Source organism: Lacrimispora xylanisolvens, from assembly GCF_002934545.1.
GTDB classification, from domain to species: domain Bacteria; phylum Bacillota; class Clostridia; order Lachnospirales; family Lachnospiraceae; genus Lacrimispora; species Lacrimispora xylanisolvens.
The window spans coordinates 149,660-169,294 of record NZ_PTJA01000013.1 but is presented as its reverse complement, the minus strand read 5'-3'; the positions used below and the strand labels follow the sequence as shown (position 1 = coordinate 169,294).

At 43.4% G+C, this 19,635-nt stretch carries 16 protein-coding genes; 12 read left to right on the top strand and 4 right to left on the bottom strand.

The window, feature by feature from the left end:
• The first annotated feature begins 8 nt into the window (after positions 1 to 8).
• From BXY41_RS21270 to glyA, 5 genes are all read left to right on the top strand, one after another.
• The gene (locus BXY41_RS21270; protein ID WP_104438889.1) at positions 9 to 632 is read left to right on the top strand and encodes a cyclic nucleotide-binding domain-containing protein; all 624 of its coding nucleotides are present in this window, start codon (positions 9 to 11) and stop codon (positions 630 to 632) included.
• Between the two features lie 102 nt (positions 633 to 734).
• Positions 735 to 1,484 carry a M48 family metallopeptidase gene (locus BXY41_RS21265; protein ID WP_242980306.1) on the top strand — a complete coding sequence of 250 codons (750 nt, stop codon included), beginning with the start codon at positions 735 to 737 and terminating at the stop codon, positions 1,482 to 1,484.
• Complete coding sequence (locus tag BXY41_RS21260; protein ID WP_104438888.1) at positions 1,456 to 2,568, top strand: MCP four helix bundle domain-containing protein; 1,113 nt, start codon at positions 1,456 to 1,458, stop codon at positions 2,566 to 2,568. Before BXY41_RS21265 ends, BXY41_RS21260 begins: the two co-directional genes overlap by 29 nt.
• A complete protein-coding gene (gene recJ / locus BXY41_RS21255; RefSeq protein WP_104438887.1) occupies positions 2,537 to 4,249 on the top strand; it encodes a single-stranded-DNA-specific exonuclease RecJ in 1,713 nt (570 codons plus the stop codon). Before BXY41_RS21260 ends, recJ begins: the two co-directional genes overlap by 32 nt.
• 142 nt (positions 4,250 to 4,391) lie before the next feature.
• Positions 4,392 to 5,642, top strand: a complete 1,251-nt coding sequence (gene glyA, locus BXY41_RS21250) for a serine hydroxymethyltransferase (RefSeq protein WP_104438886.1) — start codon at positions 4,392 to 4,394, stop codon at positions 5,640 to 5,642.
• A gap of 101 nt (positions 5,643 to 5,743) precedes the next feature.
• Here glyA and BXY41_RS21245 read toward each other — a convergent pair whose 3' ends face one another.
• Complete coding sequence (locus BXY41_RS21245) at positions 5,744 to 5,914, bottom strand: DUF1540 domain-containing protein (protein WP_104438885.1); 171 nt, start codon at positions 5,912 to 5,914, stop codon at positions 5,744 to 5,746.
• Positions 5,915 to 5,991: 77 nt separating this feature from the next.
• Positions 5,992 to 6,933, bottom strand: a complete 942-nt coding sequence (locus BXY41_RS21240) for a glycoside hydrolase family 43 protein (RefSeq protein WP_242980304.1) — start codon at positions 6,931 to 6,933, stop codon at positions 5,992 to 5,994.
• Between the two features lie 207 nt (positions 6,934 to 7,140).
• Here BXY41_RS21240 and BXY41_RS21235 point away from each other — a divergent pair, with 207 nt between their 5' ends.
• The 6 genes from BXY41_RS21235 (at position 7,141) to BXY41_RS21210 (ending at position 15,183) form a co-directional block, all read left to right on the top strand.
• Positions 7,141 to 7,917 (top strand): FAD binding domain-containing protein, encoded by a 777-nt coding sequence (locus tag BXY41_RS21235; RefSeq protein ID WP_104438883.1) that lies wholly within the window; start codon positions 7,141 to 7,143, stop codon positions 7,915 to 7,917.
• Positions 7,918 to 8,385 carry a (2Fe-2S)-binding protein gene (locus BXY41_RS21230; RefSeq protein ID WP_104438882.1) on the top strand — a complete coding sequence of 156 codons (468 nt, stop codon included), beginning with the start codon at positions 7,918 to 7,920 and terminating at the stop codon, positions 8,383 to 8,385.
• Between the two features lies 1 nt (position 8,386).
• Positions 8,387 to 10,657 carry a xanthine dehydrogenase family protein molybdopterin-binding subunit gene (locus tag BXY41_RS21225; RefSeq protein WP_104438913.1) on the top strand — a complete coding sequence of 757 codons (2,271 nt, stop codon included), beginning with the start codon at positions 8,387 to 8,389 and terminating at the stop codon, positions 10,655 to 10,657.
• A 140-nt stretch (positions 10,658 to 10,797) separates the two neighbouring features.
• Positions 10,798 to 11,502, top strand: coding sequence for an ABC transporter ATP-binding protein (locus BXY41_RS21220; protein ID WP_104438881.1), 705 nt, complete (start codon positions 10,798 to 10,800; stop codon positions 11,500 to 11,502).
• Positions 11,502 to 13,847: an ABC transporter permease gene (locus BXY41_RS21215; RefSeq protein ID WP_104438880.1), complete on the top strand. Its 2,346-nt coding sequence runs from the start codon at positions 11,502 to 11,504 to the stop codon at positions 13,845 to 13,847. Before BXY41_RS21220 ends, BXY41_RS21215 begins: the two co-directional genes overlap by 1 nt.
• 4 nt (positions 13,848 to 13,851) lie before the next feature.
• Positions 13,852 to 15,183, top strand: coding sequence for an efflux RND transporter periplasmic adaptor subunit (locus tag BXY41_RS21210; protein ID WP_104438879.1), 1,332 nt, complete (start codon positions 13,852 to 13,854; stop codon positions 15,181 to 15,183).
• A gap of 85 nt (positions 15,184 to 15,268) precedes the next feature.
• Here BXY41_RS21210 and BXY41_RS21205 read toward each other — a convergent pair whose 3' ends face one another.
• Both BXY41_RS21205 and BXY41_RS21200 read right to left on the bottom strand, forming a co-directional pair.
• Positions 15,269 to 16,690, bottom strand: a complete 1,422-nt coding sequence (locus BXY41_RS21205; protein WP_104438912.1) for a PspC-like choline-binding domain-containing protein — start codon at positions 16,688 to 16,690, stop codon at positions 15,269 to 15,271.
• Between the two features lie 239 nt (positions 16,691 to 16,929).
• Positions 16,930 to 18,294 carry a CapA family protein gene (locus BXY41_RS21200; protein WP_104438878.1) on the bottom strand — a complete coding sequence of 455 codons (1,365 nt, stop codon included), beginning with the start codon at positions 18,292 to 18,294 and terminating at the stop codon, positions 16,930 to 16,932.
• A gap of 162 nt (positions 18,295 to 18,456) precedes the next feature.
• Here BXY41_RS21200 and BXY41_RS21195 point away from each other — a divergent pair, with 162 nt between their 5' ends.
• Positions 18,457 to 19,626 (top strand): S-layer homology domain-containing protein, encoded by a 1,170-nt coding sequence (locus BXY41_RS21195; RefSeq protein ID WP_104438877.1) that lies wholly within the window; start codon positions 18,457 to 18,459, stop codon positions 19,624 to 19,626.
• The last annotated feature ends 9 nt before the right edge of the window (positions 19,627 to 19,635 follow it).

The following is a 19,635-nucleotide window of genomic DNA, read 5'->3' as shown; positions in this document are numbered from 1 at the left end:
AAATTATAATGAAACAGTTTATAACGTGTGAGATTCCGAATCATTTATTAAAAATGGGGCAGGAGAAACGCTTCCCCAAAGGCAGCAATATTTTTAAGGTGGGGGAGTCCTTTTCCCGCTGTTATTATATCTGTTCCGGCGCAGTAAAAATATATATAGATCATGAAAACGGCCGCCGCTCCATTCTTGATTTTGCAGGAAGAGAGGACTGGCTGGGAGAGCTTTCTATTTTCTGCAATGAGGACTTCACAAAAGAAAATAAAGTGGTGGATGACATCTGCTGCCTGGAGTTTGATTTGGAAGTCATTAGAGATATGTGTAAAAAGGATGCTGAGGTTTCTTTCTATTTCGCATCCTATATTTCCAGTAAACTGATGACAAGAAGTTCCCGGCTTAGTGAATATCTTAATTATTCTCTGGAAAAAAGACTTGCTTCCTTTATACTGACCCATCACAAAGGGGGATTGTATGGGATTTCCCATACGGATGTCTCTGAGTATATGAATGTCAGTTACCGTCATATACTGTTTGTCATGAAGAAATTTTGTGATGAGGGAATTATGAAAAAAGAGAAAGGGTATTTTATCGCTGATTATAAGAGGCTGCAGGAGATCGCGGAACGCTCTGAATAAACCACAATTACTATTGTTTCCTTTTCCATTTTTCGATATAATTGAGGATACGGGTTTCTTTGCGAATGAGGAAAAAGAAAATAAGAGATTGGAATTGTATATATGGAAGAGGAACATAATGAAGATAGAAGGAACACAGGTATTCTGCCCTTTGAAGATGGAACTTTCTTAAACTACAAGATTGTAAAATCCAAACGGAGAACCATGGCGCTTCAGGTCTCAAAAACAGGAGAAGTGATCGTAAGACTTCCGTTCACGGTACCTTACCGTTTGGGGCATGAGCTGGTATTAAAAAACAGCAGATGGGTGTATGAGGCAGTCTTAAAGATCAGATCCCGGCCAGTAATAAATCAGTTTTCATGGGTCGATGGGAGTGAACTGCTGCTATTTGGAGAAAAGCGCATTATTCGCATCCTGCATGATGTTAGGAGAAAGGGAATTTTAATAAAGGAATCTTCAGAAGAATTAACACTCACTGGTCCCATAGATGGGGAGGATACAGTCAAAACAGTGATTAAGAACTGGTACAGACAGCGTGCAAGGCAGTATCTGGAGGAGAAAACTGCTGTGTGGGCACAAATTATGAACACGGATTACGGCAGAATCGCCATTCGGGATCAGGCCACCAGATGGGGCAGCTGCAGCGGAAAGGGAAACCTAAACTTTAACTGGAGACTTGTGCTGCTGCCGGAAGATCTGGCTGATTATGTGGTAGTTCATGAACTGGCTCATCGTTCTTATATGAATCATTCAAAAGCATTCTGGTCAACTGTAGAAAAGGAAATACCGGATTACCGGTCCAGGAGGAAGAGATTAAGGGAATATGAAAGTGACATCTATCAGAAATATTAAAATAAAAACAAAACTCATTTTGCTGGGGGCAATCAGCATTTTGGGATTAATATTTATTGGAACGGAATCTGTTATTACAGCTAGTAAGATTAATGAAGCCAGTACTGTGATCTCACAGTCATGGGTGCCTGCAATTATCATTGCGGAAGAGTTAAACACGAAGACATCTGATTACCGTATTAAGGAATATAACCATGTGGTCACTTCAAACGGGGTTGACAAATCTCAGCTGGAGCGGGAGATGAATGGCATTAAAACTGAGATAGACCGGTCTTTTGCCAGGTATGAACTTTATATTACGGATGAATCAGACCGTCAGTTAATGAACGAGGCCAAAGATAACTGGAGGAAATATTTAGAATGCAGCTATCGCCTTCTTTCTGTCAGCCGGGAAAATAAATCCAGTGAAGCATTTAACATTATCATGGGAGAATCCAGAGTGTTGTTTGATGAGGCAAGCGACGGGTTTTTAGAGGTTGTGAATTATAACAGAAAAGGATCGGAAGCAGCCAGCATTGAAGGGGATCATCTATATATGCGTCTGGCAAGGATGAAGGTCATCAGCGTTGGTGTGGTGGGTTTCTTAATCTCACTCCTTGTGATTTATATCATCATTGCCATTGATAAACCGGTAAAGGATCTTGTGGAAGGAACCAGAAGAGTGTCAGACGGAGATCTGGGGGTCTATTTAACCTACCAGTCCAGAGATGAAATCGGAATCCTGACCAATTCTGTCAATGAATTGATTGACCGGTTAAAGCATATTATTGACGATGAAAAATATTTATTTCAGGAAATCGGAAGTGAGAACTTTGAGGTAAAATCCACCTGTGAAAAAGCTTACCGGGGGGACTTTGCTCCCATTCTTTATTCCATTACAAGCCTTATGAATCGTTTGTCTGCCGCAAAAAGGCGGAAAGAAGGCTTGCAGGAGGATCAGGAAACAGGGAATAAAAGGATTCGGGAAATAACAAAGGCCAGGAAATTGAGAGAGATAAAAGGCACAAAAGAAAAGACAGCACAAGAGCGTGTTATTAAGGAGATCAAAAAAGATGGCAGCAGAGCAATGGATGCTTCAGACTAAACGGGCTGATTTTGATGAAATGGCAAAGTTTCATCATATATCACCGGTAACGGCAAGAATTATCAGAAACCGGGAAGTATTAGGGCGGGAAGCCGTGGAAAAGTATTTAAGAGGGGGGCTGAGTGACTTATACAGCCCCTGTCTGCTGAAAGATATGGACCGTGCCATTTTGATTTTAAAAGAAAAGATACAACAGTTGAAGCCCATACGGATCGTAGGGGATTATGATATTGACGGGGTCTGTTCTACATATCTTTTGTTTCAGGCACTGAAAGAGACAGGTGCCGTTGTGGATTATGAAATTCCGGACAGAATTAAGGATGGATATGGAATTAATGAATCTATCATCAGGGCAGCTTACGAGGATGGCATTGATACAATTGTGACCTGTGATAATGGAATCGCCGCAGTGGAACAAATCAGTCTTGCCAAAGAACTTGGGATGACAGTGATTATAACAGATCATCATGATATTCGCAAAGACGAAGGGCAGGAAATGCTGCCACCGGGTGATGCGATTGTTAATCCCAAGCAGGAAGCCTGCAGGTATCCGTTTCCTGAGATTTGCGGTGCCATGGTGGCCTTTAAGCTGGTACAGGCTTTGTATGAGGCATTTGGCATATCAAAAGAGAAATCCTTTGATATGGTGGAATTTGCTGCCATAGCAACCGTTGGAGATGTGATGAAGCTGCAGGACGAGAACCGGATTATTGTGAAAGAAGGTTTAAAACGCATTGGGAAAACAAAAAGTCTGGGGCTTTTAAAACTCATTGAGAAGAATAATCTGGATAAGGATCATATCACGGCATATCAGATTGGATTTGTCATCGGCCCTTGTTTAAATGCAGGCGGACGTCTGGTGACTGCCAAGCTGGCTCTTTCTCTGCTTTTATGTGAGGAAGAGGAAGAAGCAGACAGAATGGCAGTTGAATTAAAGGATCTCAATGACCAGAGGAAGGATATGACCAAATCGGGAACAGACGAAGCGGTAAAGCTGGTAGAAGAACATTTTTCGAAAGATAAGGTTCTGGTGGTATATCTGCCGGATTGCCATGAGTCACTTGCTGGAATCATCGCCGGCAGATTAAGAGAGCGTTTTCAGAAACCGGCATTTGTGCTGACGGATGGGGAGGAGCATGTAAAGGGTTCCGGACGATCCATTGAGTCTTACCATATGTTTGACGCTCTGGTGGAGGTAAAGGAACTTCTGCTGAAATTCGGAGGGCACCCAATGGCAGCAGGGCTGTCTCTGTTAAAGGAAAACGTTGATGAATTCCGCAGGGCTCTGAACGAAAAAGCAGAATTAACAGAAGCGGATTTTGTTAAGAAGGTATGGATTGATGTTCCCATGCCTCTGGAGTACATAAGTGAGCCTTTGATTGAGGAACTGGATTTACTGGAACCATATGGGCAGGGGAATGAAAAACCGCTGTTTGCACAAAAGGATTTGTCCATTCGAAGTGTACGTGTACTGGGTAAAAACCGGAATGTGGTCAAATTTTCACTGGTAACAAAAAATGGTACCCCTATGGATGGGCTTTTGTTTGAAGACGGAGATTTATTTGTAGAAGAACTGGGAAATCGCCGCCAGCTTGACGTGGTGTATTATCCGGCTGTAAATGAATACAATGGAAATAAATCGCTTCAGATTGTAATAAAAAATTACCGGATTTTAAGCTAGATCAGGCAACAGGATCTTTATGAAAAGCTTCTTGCTCGACACGCAGAAGTTGAGAAAGCCTTGACATTTTAAGGAAGTTTGCTATATAATCTACCAAAATGCTAAAGAGTAACGATTCAAAAGGAAAAGTGAGGGATTGGACATGGTAAATGAAGTAATGAAGTTTATCACCGGCTTTGACAAGGAAGTAGGAGAAGCCATCGAAAAGGAATGCGCACGTCAGCGGAGAAATCTGGAATTAATCGCCTCCGAAAACATTGTTTCAGAACCGGTAATGATGGCTATGGGAACTGTGCTTACCAATAAATATGCGGAAGGTTACCCTGGAAAGCGTTATTACGGCGGATGTGAAGAGGTGGATGTTGTGGAAACCATCGCCATTGAACGTGCAAAAAAACTGTTCGGCTGTGATTATGCCAATGTTCAGCCTCATTCAGGAGCCCAGGCCAATATGGCGGTATTTCTTGCCATGTTAAATCCAGGCGACACCGTTATGGGAATGAATTTAAATCATGGCGGTCATTTAACTCATGGAAGCCCAGTAAACTTTTCCGGTCTTTATTTTAATATCGTTCCTTATGGAGTCAATGATGACGGATTCCTTGATTATGATGAGATGGAACGTCTGGCAGTGGAACATAAGCCAAAACTCATTGTAGCTGGCGCAAGTGCCTATGGCAGAGCCATTGACTTTAAGCGGTTTAGAGAAGTGGCAGATAAGGTGGGAGCTTACCTGATGGTGGATATGGCTCACATTGCAGGTCTGGTTGCAGCTGGAATTCATGAAAGCCCCATTCCTTATGCAGATGTGGTTACTACTACGACTCATAAAACCTTAAGAGGACCAAGAGGCGGTATGATCCTGGCTAACCAGGAGGCTGCTGATAAGTTTAACTTTAATAAAGCAATTTTCCCGGGAACTCAGGGCGGTCCGTTAGAGCATGTAATCGCTGGAAAGGCAGTATGCTTTGGAGAAGCGTTAAAGCCTGAGTTTAAGACCTATCAGGAGCAGGTAGTAAAGAATGCCAGGGCGCTTGCTGCTGCACTGGTTAAGCAGGGATTTCATATTCTTACCGACGGCACAGACAATCATCTGATGCTGATTGATTTAAGAGGGATGGAAGTTACCGGAAAAGAACTTCAAAACCGTTGTGATGAGGTATTTATTACTCTGAATAAAAATGCAGTTCCAAATGATCCAAGAAGCCCCTTTGTTACTTCCGGTGTCCGGGTTGGTACTCCGGCTGTTACTTCCAGAGGATTAAAGGAAGAAGACATGGAAAAGATTGCAGAATGTATCTGGCTTGCGGCAACTGATTTTGATCATAAGGCCGATTACATCAGAGCTGAGGTAACAAAAATCTGCGATAAGTATCCGATTTATAATAACTAATGAAACAGAAAGCTGCTGCACGTCTGGGTGCAGCAGCTTTTTTCATATGCAGGAAGGAATTCACTCTTTTCTGCATGTCAGGAGGAAATTAGATTTGGCTTTTATGCCTGGTTTTTAAAAGATTCGCAGTCTGTGCATTCTTTTTTTGTAGGGTTCTGCTCATGGGTACCTACTTTGATTTTTTCCAGTGTGCAGTAGTCAACACTTTTGGCATGGTAAGCGCAATTGTCAATAGTACATTGGATACATTCATTTTTGCCGTTTACTAACATCGATTTGACCCTCCTTTATTGGTTGTTGCATCTATTATTGTAAGCGTTTTTGGCTGATTTATTATGCCAAATTTTTCTTAAATAAAATGAGCAGAGTCCAATCGGTTGTATTCTTCCTGGTTAATCGTTAAAACAGTGCCATGCTTGAATCCGTAAGGAAAAGAGAAAGATCCATCGGAACGGATGAAATTGCCGGAAGAAATTGCCTCAGCAATAAAGGGAACATATCCCTGTTTCTCTTTTATTTTTGTACCATAGTAATCTAAAAACAGGCACCAGCGTCCTTCTTCTGTCCGAAAAGCTGTAGGGGCTTCGTATTGTCCCTGTTCCAGTTTTTTCATCTCTTCGCTAAACTTGGGAATGATAGAAAATGGACCGGTAATACATTGTGACTGAAGCAGTAATATGGCAGCAGGATTGGGATTACTTTTGACAAAGAGGTAGAAAGTTTCACCATCTTTATATAAGGCAGAATCAATAATATCACTGTCTTCTTTTTCATATAGTACCCTGGGGCTGGTAAATGATTTAAAATCCTTAGTTCTGCTGTAATAAATTTTTTTATTCCCATAGTTGTTGGAAGGGTGGGAAGAAGACCAGTGAATCAGATAATCACCTGCTTCACTGTCAAAAATAATGTCTGGAGCCCAGACACATCCAAAGGGCTCACTTCCAAAGGAAATCAGGCGTGGGGCGGACCAGTGAATCAGATCGGGAGATTCCCAGAGAACCAGATTCCTGCTGCCTTCCCTGCCGACATTTTCCCAGCTCCCTTTATACTTTGTCTTAAAATTTCTTGCAAGGCTTAAATCTGTGGCAAGTATGTAATAAATCCCTTCTTTTGTGCGGCAAATGGTAAAATCCCGCACACCCTGTTCTCCGATGCCACTGGTAAGAATGGGATTGCCTCCGTTTATTTCCTGCCAGTGAAATCCATCTTTGCTGATGGAAAAATAAACGGCTTCTCCATCGGGATCTTCCTTTTCTTTAAAATGAACAAATAGATATGCCTGCATCATACACGTCCTTTCTGCTTTTTTTCCATCTTATCACTTGACGGCAGATGGGACAAGTTGTTGTTCCAGGAAAATAATATTGTCAAATCAGGTGAGAGTATGATATACTTTTTTGGGTTTTTAATAAATATATTGTCATTTATAACTAATACTTATTAATATGGGCGGCATTTACTGATAGATCCAGTTCTATGCAGGAGGATAATTGAAGTGATCAGATTTAAAAATTACGTAAGAGCAGAAAGTCTGGAAGAAGCTTATAATCTGAACCAGAAAAGAAGCAGTGTAATCGGTGCAGGAATGATGTGGCTGAAGGTTCAGAACAGGATAAAAATGACTCTGGTGGATTTGTCCGGTCTAGGACTTGACGAAGTCGAGGAAACGGATGAAGAGTTTGTAATCGGAGCAATGTGTACACTGCGCCAGCTGGAAATACACAAGGGGCTTGATGGGTATTTTCCAGGTTTATTTAAGGAATGTACCCGTTCCATCGTAGGCGTTCAGTTTCGCAATGGAGCAACGGTGGGAGGAAGCATATTTGGCAGATTTGGATTTTCTGACATTCTTACCTGCATGCTGGCACTGGATACTTATGTAGAGCTTTATAAGGGAGGAATTATTCCACTTAAGGAATTTTGCAGTCAGAAATTTAACCGGGATATTCTGGTAAGAATCCGGATTAAAAAGGACGGCAGAAGGGCATTCTATGCTTCTTCCCGAATGGCCAAAACGGATTTCCCTCTTATTGCATGCTGTGTGTCTGCAACGGATGATACTTATTACGTATCAGTGGGAGCAAGACCCGCAAAGGCAGAGCTTGCTGTCATAAGCCGCAAGGAAGGGGAAGATGTGAAGGAGCTGGCGGCACTGGCAGCGGACCATTTTCGTTATGGCACCAATTTTCGAGGCAGTGCAGAGTATAGGAAGCATCTCACTGCGGTATATGTAAAACGGCTTTTCATGGCACTGGATCGGGAGGAAGGGTAAATGCAGATTGAATTTACATTAAACGGAAGACTCATTTATGAGGAGACAAGTGATGATGAAACCCTGTTCCACCTGTTGAGAAGAAAAGGCTGTTACAGTGTGAAATGCGGTTGCGAGACGGAAAACTGCGGGCTGTGCACCGTCCTTGTCAACGGAGTTTCAAGGCTATCCTGTTCCTATCTTGCAGCCAGAGCGGATGGCTGCGATGTGGTAACACTGGAGGGCGCTCAAAAGGAAGCGGAGGAATTTGGTTCTTTCCTTGCAGCGGAGGGGGCCGAGCAATGCGGTTTTTGCAGCCCTGGACTGATCATGAATGTTCTTGCTATGGAAAAAGAACTGGATTCTTATGATGAAGAGAATGTGAAAGAGTATCTGGCAGGCAATCTTTGCCGCTGCAGCGGATATATGGGGCAGCTGCGTGCTGTAAAAAATTATTTAAGCAGAGGAGAAAACAGGAATGAATGCTAAAATGCGCACCGTGAATACCTCTGTAATAAAGAAGGATGCGAAAGCATTGGTGACTGGAAAGCCTGTTTTTACAGACGATCTGGCGCCGGGTGACTGTCTGATTGTTAAGGTGTTAAGAAGTCCTCATGCCCATGCTTTAATAAGTCAGATTGATACAGAGAAAGCAAATAAGGTAGATGGAATTGTCTGCATTCTTACATACCAGGATGTGCCCAATAAACGGTTTACCATGGCCGGACAGACGTATCCGGAACCAAGCCCGTATGACAGGCTGATTTTAGATCAAAGAATGCGATTCGTGGGTGATGCTGCTGCAATTGTTGCAGGAGAAACCGAAGAAGCAGTAGACCATGCCATGCGGCTTATTAAGGTGGACTATGAGGTTTTAGAGCCAGTTCTTGATTTCAGAAAGGCAAAGGATCACAAGGTTCTCATCCATCCGGAAGATAACTGGGAAAGTCTTTGCCCGGTTGGGGCAGATAATCGCCGTAATTTATGCGCCTGCGGAGGAGAAGAGCATGGAGACGTGGATGAACTATTAGAGCAGTGTGATTATGTGGTAGAGCAGGTATATCATACAAAAGCGAACCAGCAGGCCATGATGGAAACATTCCGTGCCTACTCCTATCTGGATGCTTATGGAAGACTGAATATGGTAGCTTCCACTCAGGTCACCTTTCATGTGAGAAGAATTCTGGCTCATGCACTGGATATTCCAAAGTCACGGATTCGGGTGATCAAGCCCAGAATCGGAGGAGGGTTCGGAGCCAAGCAGACGGTAGTGGCAGAGGTTTACCCTGCAATTGTTACCATGAAAACCGGCAGGGCGGCTAAAATTATTTACAGCAGGTATGAATCCCAGATCGCTTCCTCTCCCCGTCATGAAATGGAAATCCGGGTCCGGGTTGGAGCAGATAAAAACGGAATTCTACAGGCAATTGACGTATATACATTATCCAATACAGGAGCATATGGGGAACATGGCCCTACAACTGTAGGATTATCAGGGCATAAGTCTATCCCGCTGTACAGAACTCCCAGGGCATTTCGGTTCGCTTACGATGTGGTTTATACCAACTGTATGTCAGCCGGTGCATACCGGGGTTACGGAGCTACTCAGGGAATTTTTGCAGTGGAATCTGCCATCAATGAGCTTGCGGAGAAAATCGGGATGGATAAGGTAAAAATAAGAGAATTAAACATGGTAAGAGAAGGGGATATCATGCCGGCTTACTATGGTGAAACTCTAAATAGCTGTGCACTTGACCGCTGTATGGCCCGCGCGAAGGAAATGATGGAGTGGGATAAGAAATACCCGTCAGTTGATATGGGAAATGGGAAAGTCCGTGGAGTGGGTGTTGCCATGGCGATGCAGGGCTCTGCCATATCAGGAGTGGATGTGGCCTCCGTTGAACTGCGGCTTAATGATGACGGGTTTTATACGCTGATGATCGGTGCTTCTGATATGGGAACGGGATGTGATACCACCCTTGCCCAGGTTGCTTCGGATTGTCTGGAGTGCGACTTAGATCAGATCGTGGTCCATGGAACAGACACGGATGTATCGCCCTATGATTCCGGATCCTATGCCTCCAGTACCATGTACTTAACCGGCATGGCTGTGGTTAAGGCCTGTCGTGAGATGCGTGACAAAATACTGGATAAAGGGGCAGAATACTTATCCTGTGAAAAAGATACACTGGAGTTTGACGGAAGCAGGGTATGGCAGCCGGCAGGGGGCCTGGAGATATCATTAAAGGATATTGGAAATAAGGTAATGTGCTCCAATAATCATATGCTTTCTGCTGGCGCATCTCATACCTCCCCAGTTTCGCCTCCCCCATTCATGGTAGGGATGGCAGAAGTTGAGGTAGATAAAGAGACTGGTGAGGCAGAGCTTATTGATTATGTGGCAGTTGTAGACTGTGGAACAACCATCAACCCCAATCTGGCAAGAATTCAGACAGAGGGCGGTCTGGCACAGGGAATTGGTATGGCGCTTTATGAGGATATCACTTACACCGATAAAGGTCAGATGATACAGAATTCATTTATGCAGTATAAACTGCCTTCCAGACTGGATGTAGGTAATATCCGGGTGGAATTTGAGAGCAGCTATGAACCCACAGGACCTTTTGGTGCCAAGTCCATTGGGGAGATTGTAATTAACACTCCTTCCCCCGCCATTGCAGATGCCATAGCAAGTGCAGTGGGTGCCAGAGTCAGGGAACTTCCCATTACAGCGGAGAAAGTATATCGGGAGATAAAATAGAAATTAAGAAAACAGTAAAAGAATCGGATTTGTGGGGATTCTTTTGCTGTTTTTTGTTATTGATAAAAACAGTCGTTGAGACTATTGACGGACGTCTTTTTATCGAATAACATGATTATAGTATGTGGGGGTGGAAAATTATGGACATTTTGATGAAAGCTGCAGATATCTGTAAGGATTATATCATGGGAGAGGTACGGGTTCAGGCATTAAAACATGTCTCTTTTGAACTATACCGGGGAGAATTCATCGTAATACTGGGGCCCAGCGGTTCCGGAAAAAGCACCCTTTTAAATATATTGGGCGGAATTGAAACGGCTACCAGCGGAACGGTATATTATGAAGAGATGTCTCTTGACTGGGGAGATCCTAAGAGCCTTGCTGCTTTTCGAAGAGCGCATGCCGGATTTATCTTTCAGTTCTACAACCTGATGCCGGGGCTGACCGCATTGGAGAATGTGAAACTGGCAGCGGAGCTTTCTGGTGATCCTCTTGATCCGGAGTATCTCCTTGAACAGGTGGGACTGTCCGACAGGGCGGAGCATTTTCCCAGCAGGATGTCAGGGGGACAGCAGCAGCGGGTTGCCATTGCCAGGGCTCTTTGTAAGAATCCCGATATTCTTCTTTGCGACGAACCAACAGGAGCGTTGGACAGTAGCACAGGTTGTCAGATATTAAAGCTTCTTTCGGACTTTAACCGGAAGTATGAAAAGACAGTTGTTCTCATCACCCATAATCAGACTATAGCTCAGATTGCTGACCGGGTTTTTTATTTTAAGGATGGATGTCTGGAACAGATCCGTGTCAACGAATATCCCTTAAAACCGGAGGAGGTTGTGCTATAGTGAGGTGTTTTCGACGAAATGTATTTCGGTGTGTAAAAAAAAGTCCGGGCTCCTTTCTGGGAACGGTTTTTATTATAGCGATTGGAATATTTGTGTATGTTTCCATGATGGATACACTCAGAAATCTGGGTGATCAGGTATCCCGTTACTACCAAAGCAGCGAGATGGCAGATGTATTTGCTACGGTAGCCGGAATTCCTCAGGCAGAACTGAAACGTCTTACGGATATACCCGGAATAGAAGGTGTTTCAGGTAAAATGGCAGCTGATGTACGGTTTCTGGCCCCCTCCCAAAAGGAGATTGTTACGGTGCATTTACTATCCTATGATCCTTCTGATTCTCTGAACCAGCTGCGTTTAAATGGAGAGAAACCAGAAAAGGACAGTCTTTTTCTTGGAAGACGCATGTCAGAGATTTATGGATATGACGATGGGACTTCTTTTACATTGCTGGCAGATGGAAAACGGATTACCTGTCAGATGGCAGGGACCTGCAGTGCACCTGATTATATCTATGCAATTCCTCCGGGTGGTGCCATGATACCCGATGGAGAGATCTATGATATCGCATGCATTGACAAAAACAGGATGGAAGAGCTGACGGGGAAGAGAGACTCTCTCAATGAGTTAGGATTTCGTCTGGAAAAAGGATATTCCTATGAGGATGTACGGTATCAGCTGACGGAGCGGCTTCAACGATTCGGACTGGTCTCCATTACCTCCAGAGATAAACAGGCAAGTTATGATATGGTAAACGGGGAGCTGAAGGAGTTATATGCAATGGGGACTGCATTGCCGTTTCTGTTTCTGTCTATTTCCATATTTATGCTGTATGTGGTTTTAAAAAAGATGATCGACCGGGATCAGGGTCTTATTGGCACTATGAAAGCCTTTGGCATGAGTGACAGGGAGTTGATTTTATCCTATGTTTTTCTGGGAGCGGAGGTAGGAATACTGGGGAGTCTTCTTGGAAGTATTCTGGCAGTACCATTCAGTCAAACCATGTTTGGAATGTATATTGATTTTTTCAATCTTCCGGATACAGTCAGCCGCATTTACTGGAATACCAGATTAAATGGGCTGGGGATTGCAGCAGGGACTGGAGTACTGTCTGTTCTTTTGGGAGTCAGAGGAATACTTCAAATTACACCTGCCCAGGCAATGAGGGCAAAGACTCCATCTGCAGGGACTCTCATCGCGTTGCCTTCATTTCTTGCAAAACGTCTGAAAACAATGGAAAAGATGGGATTTCGCTCTGTTGTAAGGAATCCGTTTCGTGGTTTTCTAATTATTCTGGCTGTGTCTTTTCCATTTTCCATGACTTCGGTTCTTCTGTCATTTGAAGGAGTGGCAAACCAGATGTATTTTGACCAGTTTGACAAGGTGCAGACATACGATATACAGATATCTACGGACCGTTTTATTTCTGATCTTAAGGCAAGGTCAGCAGTTGAGACAATCCGTGGAGTGAAAAAAAGCGAAACTGTGGTTAATATGGCTGTAGAGCTGAAACATGAAAATCTTACGGAATTTGCAATGGTCTATGGCTTAAATCCAGGATCTGATATGTGGAGAATCATGGATCTGTACGGGACTTTTTATGAGCCTCCCGATGATGGAATCATATTAAACACCAGAGTGGCAGAGAAACTGCATTTAAAGGCAGGAGACATTGCCGAAATAAGGGTACCAAGAATTACACCGGAGCCAGTAAAGGTACCGGTAAAAGCAGTAATCGGCGAAAGCCTGGGAAGCGGCTGCTACATGTCTAAAGAGGGATTTTACCATTTCTTTCCGTCCGTACCGTTTACGGATACAATTCTTTTTACAGTGGAAGATGGAATGGGCAGTGAGGTGAGAGACCAGCTTATGAAGACCAGTCGTGTAGCCTGGCTGGTAGACACCAGCCGGATTGTTAAAAGTTATAAAAATATGATGGGAAGCATGCTGGCGATGACAGGAATGTTTGCTCTCATGTCGGTAACAGCCGGAGGCATTCTCATTTATAATATCTCCATGATTAATATCAGGGAGAGAATTACGGAATTTGGTACTTTGATGATTATGGGGGCAACGGACAGGGAAATCGGAAGAATTCTTTTTTTTGAACAGGGAATTTATTTTATTGCCGGAGTTCTCCTTGGCCTGCCTGGAAGTACTGGAATTAAGATTCTATTGGAGAAATTGGTAATATCAGACAGCTATACCATTGACTTAACCATCAATTCCATTAGTTATTTAAAGGCATTTTTAACCTGTGGTGTTATGGCAGGTATTTCCCTGCTTGCCCAGACCCGCTACGTAAAAAAGATCCGGCTTACGGATATTTTAAAGGAAAGGGAGTAGGCGAATGAAAATTCCAACGATTAGAATGAAAAAGAAAATGTGGCTGGCTCTGGCCGCGGTTTTGCTGATCCTGTACTGTGGTATAAATGCAGCGAAAGGATTACGAGGAGCCAGAGTGGAAACTGTCAAAGCACAGATTCAGTCCATAGAGGATCGTTATACAGAGGAGGGAACCATAACCTCAGGAGGAGAATACCGTCTTGTATCCCAGGTTCCCGGAGCAGTAAAGGAACTTCTTGTATCGGAAAATGATACAGTGAAGAAAGGTGATGTTATATTTACCATAGACGATACCGATTTGCAGCATGAAAAGGCTCTTGGTGAAAGTGCACTTTCCGGTTACCGGGCAAAGCTGGAACAAAGCCGTATTGGACAGGTGATGACTTCCTCACCTCAGGAGTATTTAAGCCTGACCAGGCAGGAGGTGGCTGCAAAAGAGGCGGATTTAAAGACTGCAGCTACCGTTTATCAGGCTTCAGATGCCCTTCTTGCAGCAGGCGGAATATCCAGGGTAGAGTGGGAAAAAGACCGTGCTTCTTATGAATATGCTTCTATGGCATGGGAACAGGCAAAGCAGCGTTATGAAGAAAGTCTTCAATATCTGGAAAGTCTGAAATGTTCCGGAATTGATGAGACCACCATAAACGGAAAGTTTTATAAAAGTGTGGAGGAGCAGCTGAACGCCCAGATTCAGGCTCAGGAGACCACCATAAAACAGCTGGAAGAGAAAATCGAAAAATGCACAGTGACAGCAGACAGAGACGGAATTGTAACTTCTCTTCCCGTCAAAAACATGTCTTACATACAGGTTGGGGAAACAGGGGCAGTAATTGCGAAGAAGGGGGCCATGAAAGCAGAATCAGATGTTCTGTCCAGCATCGCACCCTGTCTATCCCCAGGAGATAAGGTCACTGTTGTGGTAAATACCAGAAATCAGGATCAGCTTTACAGTGGTTCCATAGAAAAGGTATACGGGTATGCGCAAAAGGGAGTTTCAGCATTGGGACTGGATGAATACAGGGTTCATGTAGTGATCGATATGGATGAGAATCAGGATCTGGAGGATAAGGAAGGGTACGGAGCTGATGTCCGGTTTACACTCTACCAGGGGGAGGATAAGCTGGTGATTCCGTCAAGTTCGGTATACGAAACAGATGATCAGAGTTATGTTTATATAATTGAAACGGGAAGGGCACAAAAGAAACAGGTGGAGGTGGAGTATAAAACTTCTTCCCAGACGGTAATAAAGGCAGGTCTGGAAAATGGAGATAAGGTGATTGATCATGTGGATACGAAGGAAGTTTATGAGGGAGCCAGAGTTTATGACGGTTCCTGATGGAGGAAGCAGGAATATACAATCAGACAGGAACGGCTGCAAGATGGAGAATCCATTCTGTGCAGCCGTTCCTGTTATTGAGTCATTATTTTAATTTGTCGTAACCGGATGCTTTGATTGTTCCGTCACTGTTGGTGCTGTAATATTTCTCATCACCGTCTTTTACATTAGTTTTGCTCTTTGCAAGCTTTCCAGAGGTGCTGATTAAGTATTCTTTGCCGTTGAATTCAACTACTTTGTATTTCTCATCCTTATCAGCTTTTAAGAGACGACCCTGGATGTAAATGCTGTCATCAGTGATGCCGTTGTAACCTGCACCCTTGTTGCTTCCGGATTTGCGGAAGTTGAAGGTATAGGTTTCTCCGTCTAAATCAATGGTAGTTTTACCTGTAGCCATAGCGCCTTCCTTTGGTGAATTTCCAAAGTAGTAAACCAGACCTGTATCATCTACACCAGGAAGCTCGCTTTCTGTCTCGATTTCATCATAAGAATCAATCACATTGCCAGTTACGTTCAGCTTATAAAGTCCGTGAAGCATTTCGCCCATTTCATTGAATGCATAACGAATGCCGTCAATGGTCTTAATCTGGCTCTTTACAAGGTTGCCGTCATTGTTTGCATAGAACCAGTACTGGGTATCATCTTCATGACCTTTTGCATCAAGTTCTTCGCTTGGAACTGCCTTGAACCAGCCCTTTGCCTGCCAGCATTCTTCTGGAAGATTATAAAACTGGTTAGAAGAACTTGCTGTGGAAGTAGAAGCAGGAGTAGCCTCGTACCAGTCATATTTTGCAGCACCGTTCTCATTAAAACGATATTTTTTACCGTTAATGGTTTTGGTGGTATCAGTGGTCTTTTTACCGTTTGAACCAAAGTAGAACCAGTAAGAACCATTGAAATTGTCATCCTTATCTGTATCGTCTTCTACTTCAATGGATTTCCAGCCATCTACGCGGGCACCGTCAGAAGCATCGCCACAGTAATAAATGCCCTCTTTCCATGCATCATCCCCAGTAACACGGGTAGAAGCATCATCAAGCCAGCCGTACAGCATCTTTCCTTCTGTATCGAATGCGTAGGAGTGAGTTTCTCCATTTGCAATTTTTATAGATTTAAAATTAGTTTTACCGTTGGTAGATGCCTTATAAGCCTTACCGTTGCTGCCGAAGTAGTACCAGTTGGTATCTGCCGCATCTTCGTCGTCACTGTCAGAAGCAACCTCTCTCCATTCGTCAGTAACCATAGCACCAACAGAGTTTACATAATAGTAATTATCGTCTGTTTCAATGATCTGGTTTGTAGCAAGCTGTCCGTCAGAATCTAAGTAAAACCAGTTATCTCCTGATTTTCTCCAGGCCTCTGTAGTCATATCACCACTTTTGTCATAGTAGACCCAGCTGCCGTTTTCTTCGGACCAACCTTGTGCTGCAAAGGATGTCATGGAGGCACCTATGGTAAAAATCGCTGCAGCGCAGGGAATCAGCCATTTCAGTTTCTGTTTCTTCATAATAATTCTCCTTTCATCTCTCCCGCCCATGGTTTTTGGGCATATAGGGATACCCCCCAGGGTGTTTGTATCTCCTGTCAGGGCGTTCATTTCTCCTGCCCGTTTATCGGGCTTATTCAGCTCGTATCGGCTGATAGGGAGACTTTAAACCATGGAGTAGGTACAAGGTCAAGGGAAGTTAAAAAGGCGTAAGAATACGTAAGAAAATGGCGATTTGTTAATAGAATTGTAATCTTACCTTATTCTGGAAGAGGATGAATGAACCCCTCAGTATCTATGGTAATTGTGGAAGAGAGCTGTTCCATATACTGGAAAGATTTCTGCTTTTCATCAGGGGAAACAACCAGATCGGTGCTGCAATTTTCCTGAATACATGGGATAAACTGAAGTTTCTTAAGACCGTCTGGAGTGACCGTTGCCTCTACAAGTCCGGTTGGAATTGTCCTGCTGTTGAACCAGAAGTTTCCCAGACTGTACACAACGGGAACACTTTTATAATACTCAATTCCCTGAAGGACATGGGGGTGGCAGCCAATGATTAGTCCTGCACCATGGTCAATAAACTGTCGAGCCAGACTTTGCTGGTCCTCTCCATAGTAATTGGTTCCTTCTGTTCCCCAATGGATAAACACCACTACAAAGTCACTGTTTTCCTTTGCTGTTTCTACAGCACCTAAATACAGATCAGGATTGTCTGTTCTTAAAACCCCCGGACTGTCAGGACCGGCTTCTTTTGTAAAACGGGTGGAACGTTCAATCTGTGTGGCGCAGACATAGGATATCTTCAACCCCCCGGATATAAAATAGACGGGTTCTTTTGCTTCCTCAATATTTCTTCCAGCCCCGGCATAGGGAATTCCGGCACCGGATAATGTGTCCAGAGTATCTATAAGGGCATCTGCCCCGTAATCGTAAACATGATTATTGGCCAGAGATACCAGATCCACGGACAGGGAATGGAGATTTTGTACCATAGAAGGTTCTGCACGGAATGTAAAGGCTTTTCCCGGCAGCGGGGTTCCTCGTCTGCTATAGCTGAATTCATTATTAATCATCATAATATCAGCGGAATCCATCCGTGCTCTTACATTTGTCAAAATGCAGGAATCAATGCCACCTCTTGCGTAATATGCGGACATATTGGCATATCCGTCTGCAAAACTAATATCTCCCGCAAAGGATAACACCACCTGATTGGGTTCAGATGATTGTTTCAGCCAGATATTGTGGGAACGTGCGGTGTCAGGGCTGTTAAGTATCCCAGAATAAAGATCCTTTAAAACAAGAAGTGAGTTTCCGGTCAGTTCATGCCAGAGTCCGCCCCCATCAGAGCCTGATTCAAATGAGGTTATGAGTCTGTCATAGACACTGGTTCCATATGTGGATTTAATAAAAGCCATGAAATCTTCGCTGATTCCTTCCGGAAGCCTGTCCTTTTTTACAGCTACCTGGTCAGAGGCAGCAGGGGGGGCCGTGTGTGAAGGGGAAGAGGTCTCCGTTTCTTCTGGCACCTGGACGGAGGGAGAGGAAAGGACAGCAGATCTTGCACAACCTGCAAGCAGCAGAAGAATAGCAGGCAGAATAACTATTTGGTATCGCTTCATGATTTTCTCCTGTTTTCATTTCTCTGCTGTTATTTTAACAGATTGCCTGGCAGAAAGATAGACAAAGGAGATCATTTTAGATTTATTCAGAAGACATTTAGAAACCATTAAGATTTACCGCTCATAATAAATGTATCAAATAAAAAAGGAGAGAAATGTCATATGGGTATTAAAAATGGCTGGTATCGTAACATGGGGAGTTTTTTGACCGTAACTGCCGTGATTTCAGGATTTAATCCGGTAATTGCATCTGCCAATATAAGTTCTTCTGATTTTAGTATGCGTGATAAAGTAGTGAGCCTGACTGGAATTATGGAATTGACAAATAACACGGGGATTGTTACAAGAGGAGAGTTTGCCAAAATGCTGGTGAACGCATCAAGCTTCAGGGAAAACCTTTCAAAATCCGATTCCTCTGTATTTAAAGATGTTCCTTCACAAAATCCCAATGCAGAATATATTAAAATCGCAGCTTCCCAGGGTTTAATGACAGGTTATCTGGGGGGAGTATTCAAGCCGGAAAATAACATTACATACAGGGAGGGAGTAAAAGCAGTTCTTACCTTACTTGGATATAAAGATGAGGATTTTACGGGTAATATCACCTCCTCCCGTATTTCAAAATTTCAATTTCTGGAACTGAATGAAAACTTAAACCGCACAACAGATGAGAACCTGACCCAGACAGACTGCGTCAATCTTTTTTACAATCTTCTTAAAACAAAGAAAAAGGATTCCAGTGAAATCTACGGAAAGGTATTAAATTGTGAGCTTAACTCCGATGGGGAGATTAATCCCATCTCGATTCTGAAAGATGAAAGAAAGGGGCCTCTGCTGGTGAGGAAGGGTTTCAGCGTAATTCAATCCGTTCCCTTTGGCTCAGAAAAGGCTAATGTTTTTCTAAACGGAGCTACCAGTACTCTGGCTGCTGTAAAGGAATCACAAAAAACTAATGGGTTTGTAGTGATCTATTATAACGTTAAATCAAAAACTATCTGGGCTTATACAACGGATGGCTGGGATAAGGATACGTTAACCGGAGAAAATGCCTATGTTCTGATACTGGGTGAGGTTAAAAACATTTATTATAAATCTACCGATGTCATTACACCAACTTCCATTCGACTTGAAATTGACAGCAGTAATTCAGACAGCGATATCAGCAGCAGTGAAAATGTTGACAGCAATGGTTACCTGTCCATTAATCTGGATTCTTCCAAGCTGCAGTATCTGTTTTCAATCTATGGAAAAGTGACAGTCGGGGATAAGGTTGTAATGGTATGCAGCAAGAATGGAACCACTTATACAGCGGTGGATGCCATTGACTATTGAAAATGAGGC